This window comes from Pseudomonadales bacterium, assembly GCA_013215025.1.
GTDB lineage: Bacteria > Pseudomonadota > Gammaproteobacteria > Pseudomonadales > DT-91 > DT-91.
This window is the reverse complement of record JABSRR010000228.1, coordinates 1-3,306: the sequence shown is the minus strand read 5'-3', so window position 1 is coordinate 3,306 and position 3,306 is coordinate 1. Positions and strand designations below refer to the sequence as shown.

Sequence of the window (3,306 nt, the reverse complement as noted above, 5' to 3'; positions counted from 1 at the left end):
GGTTGGGCTTTGGAGAGTTTCGACGCCATTGGTCAATTAAGAGAACAATATGTCTATACCCTTGATCCAGATAAAATAAAAAACGCTAAAGGTATGAAAATTGATACATCAGGCAAAATTCATACCGGTGAAACCTACAAGAATATCGTCGACTTCAAAAAAGTGCTGTTGCAAAAGAAAGATGATTTTACCCGTTGCTTAATTAAGAAATTGATGACCTATGCTTCTGGCAGAACAATGGAAGCTTTAGATAATGAAGAAATCAATCGAATTCTTAGCGAAGTGAAACCAAAAGGTTCGAGGCTTCAGGATATAATGCTGGAAATTGTCACCAGCAAAATATTTTTGACTAAGTAGCAGTGTTTCAGATTCACCAGTTTTGAATGAGTATTCACTTTACTCGATGGGAGACCACTAAGACAATATCACAAGAGTGTCTCTTGCAGACTTTTGTTGCCGTATAGATATCTGATATAAGTTTCTTTAGGTCAATATTTTAAGAATTTTTGAATATGCAGAATACTCGAAAATTGGGCATTGCTAAGCGGCCAACTCTTTGGGGAGAGGAATTAGAGAAATGAATAAAAGATTTACCTTACTTGAGCGTGTGCCCAGACTAATGCGTCAGGAGCTAGCCGGGTGAAATGTCCCGGTCATACCAATTTCCCATTTCGGGTATGTAGCCAGTCTACCGGATTTAGCAGTAATGTTTATCTTCGAAGCGTAGAGACAAAGTCACGAGCAGGGAAAGCTCTTTCTGAGCGGACTCGTAGTCAATCAGAGTGGCGAGGCAACGATTCAGGCCGTAGGCAAACGAACGACCGTAAGCATCGTAAAGGTAAACCGTCAGTTTCTATTGTTGACAGAGACGGGTATTTTCGCTTTAGACGATCCTGTGTTCGATGGGAGAAGTCTGTAAATATCGAGGAAGAAAGTGGGAACGTGCACTCGATATGGCGACGGTGTAAAAGGCGGCGGCATGAATCAACAGTTTTTGACAGCAACTGGGGAGATCCTGTTTCATTCCAAAATATCATTGGGCCTAAGATTTTGAATCGCTTGAGCCGTTTAATCAAGCTTGTAGATCACATATCATATCCGCATGTGTCTGCAGAGGAAAGCGGATATGTGAGGATAAGTTCAGCTATAAGGCGTAAGGTTGAAAGGCTGGGTGATGTGATTCAGGAAGTCGGAGATGGTCATAGTAGTGTTGACGGTGAAGACAACATAACTTCACTTGAGCGAAGGGCCATTAGCCTGACGGTGCCATGTATTGAAGAGAAAAGGCTTTGGTGATTGTCTATGACTAAAGAACACCAAATCTGTAAGGTCAAATCTTTTCAAGACAGGCTATGCCTTGCTTCCAAGGCAAATTCATCGAGAACCTTCGGGATCTTGTATGATAAAATCTATCGTAAAGAAATCATTTTCGAAGCGTGGAAACGCGTAAAGAAGAACCGTGGCAGTTGCGGAGTGGATAAAGTTCATATTCGTACAGTGGTTGAGGATATTGGCGTTGATGCTTTTCTTGAAGAAATTCGACAATGTTTGATGAATGAAGAGTATACGGCTTCAGTCATTAAGCGCGTCTTTATTCCTAAAGATAACGGCGATAAACGTCCACTGGGAATTCCGACTCTGAAAGATCGAGTTATTCAGATGGCGGTGAAGTTAGTAATTGAACCGATATTTGAAGCCGACTTTGCTGATTGCTCGTACGGCTTCCGTCCAAAACGAAGCAATCAACAAGCGGCAGGAGAAGTCCACAAACTTGTGAACTACAACAAGTGGGTCGTCGATGTAGACTTGAAGTCTTATTTCGACACTATCGCGCATGACCAACTGATGAACTATGTACGTCAGAGAATTAGAGACCGACGTCTTCTTGCTCTGATTTATCAATGGTTGAAAGCAGGTATACTTGAAGAAGGCAAAATTCGCCGGCCGGAAAGCGGCACTCCTCAGGGAGGCGTCTTAAGTCCTTTATTAAGCAATATCTACTTACACGAGATCGATAAGCTCTGGTGCAATAACCAATCAGTTCGCCTCATAAGATATGCTGATGACGCAGTATTTCTATGTCGCAGTGAAGCTCAGGCGAATTGGGTGCTTGCTAAACTCAAAGAACAGTTGTCGGCTCTATCGCTGACTCTTAACGAAGAGAAGACCAAAGTCTGTCATGTCCGTGAAGGTTTTAACTTCCTTGGTTTTACCTACAAAGAAGCTTATTCATACAGCTCTTTAAAGCCGGTACGGATTAAATTTCCAAATCCGAAAAGAGTGGTGGGGATGCAGAGGAAAATCAAAGAGGCAGTCAAAGAATTCCCTTTAGGTGTTCACCTGACTGAAGTCATCAAAACCGTTAACCGGAAACTTTCCGGTTGGGCCCAGTATTTCAAAGTTGGCAACAGCTACGATGCAGCCTTAAAACTTTCTAACTTTGCATGTCAGCAATTGCGACTCTTCTGGAGAAGACGAAAGCAGTGTAAGGACATCAAAGGAACCAGAAAATGGCCGAATGATTACTTTTATAATAAAGGATTAAATTATGTTCCTAATTTACTTAGATAGATGCCGAATGAAGCGGGAAGAATGTCAGGTGGAAAGCCGTGTGAGGGAAAACTTCATGCACGGTTTGGTCGGTGAGGTAAAGCTGATCCGTAGGAGAAGCTTCACTTTAATCGAACTACTTGTTGTCATAGCCATAATCGGTATTTTAACTTCCATACTGCTGCCATAACTTTATACGGACATTCTTTTGAGTTTTGGACGCATCTACAAGAGAGTCAGGATCTTACGGTTGATATGAGTGGGAAAATGTAGCCAGTGATATTGTAATTAAAAATCCATGAATTAACTTGAATTATGCTATCTTTATGCTTAATTAAATCCTGTATTTCAATTTAGAGTGTAGCCAGTATGTATCTCGAGAGTATTAAATCTAAGCGCAACGGAAAAACTTACATAACCCATCTCGTGCGTGAAAGCTTTCGAGAAAATGGCAAGATCAAACACCGTACAATCAGCAATGTATCCAAACTCCCTCCTGCACACCTTCAGGCACTAAAAAAGAGTCTGAAGGGCATCCAAGGCGATTTTGATATGGCGGACTTACAGCATGGCCGCAGTTACGAATTTGGCGCCAGTTATGCCTTTATGGAACTGGCCAAAGACCTAAATCTCAATACAATGCTCTTCTCAAAAAGGACTCAGTGGCGTGATGACGTCCTCGCTATGATCGTGGGCCGACTGGTCTACCAGGGAAGTAAGCTAAGCCTAGCTAATATGTATAAAGACACAGCTCTA

General features: G+C 42.0%; 3 protein-coding genes and 1 pseudogene. All 4 read left to right on the top strand.

Going from position 1 to position 3,306, the window contains the following annotated elements; genetic code table 11:
• Nucleotides 1–357: DUF1585 domain-containing protein (locus HRU21_12190; GenBank protein NRA43048.1), on the top strand; the 357-nt coding region annotated here is incomplete at its 5' end.
• A gap of 945 nt (nucleotides 358–1,302) precedes the next feature.
• Nucleotides 1,303–2,571 (top strand): group II intron reverse transcriptase/maturase, encoded by a 1,269-nt coding sequence (ltrA, locus tag HRU21_12185; GenBank protein NRA43047.1) that lies wholly within the window; start codon nucleotides 1,303–1,305, stop codon nucleotides 2,569–2,571.
• A gap of 55 nt (nucleotides 2,572–2,626) precedes the next feature.
• Nucleotides 2,627–2,737, top strand: a pseudogene (locus HRU21_12180) (prepilin-type N-terminal cleavage/methylation domain-containing protein).
• Between the two features lie 182 nt (nucleotides 2,738–2,919).
• Nucleotides 2,920–3,306: hypothetical protein (locus HRU21_12175; GenBank protein ID NRA43046.1), on the top strand; the 387-nt coding region annotated here is incomplete at its 3' end.

Bases quoted from the DNA above. Each gene is read 5' to 3' on its own strand.
- ltrA (NRA43047.1), top strand. From the start codon at position 1,303: ATGACTAAAGAACACCAAATCTGTAAGGTCAAATCTTTTCAAGACAGG.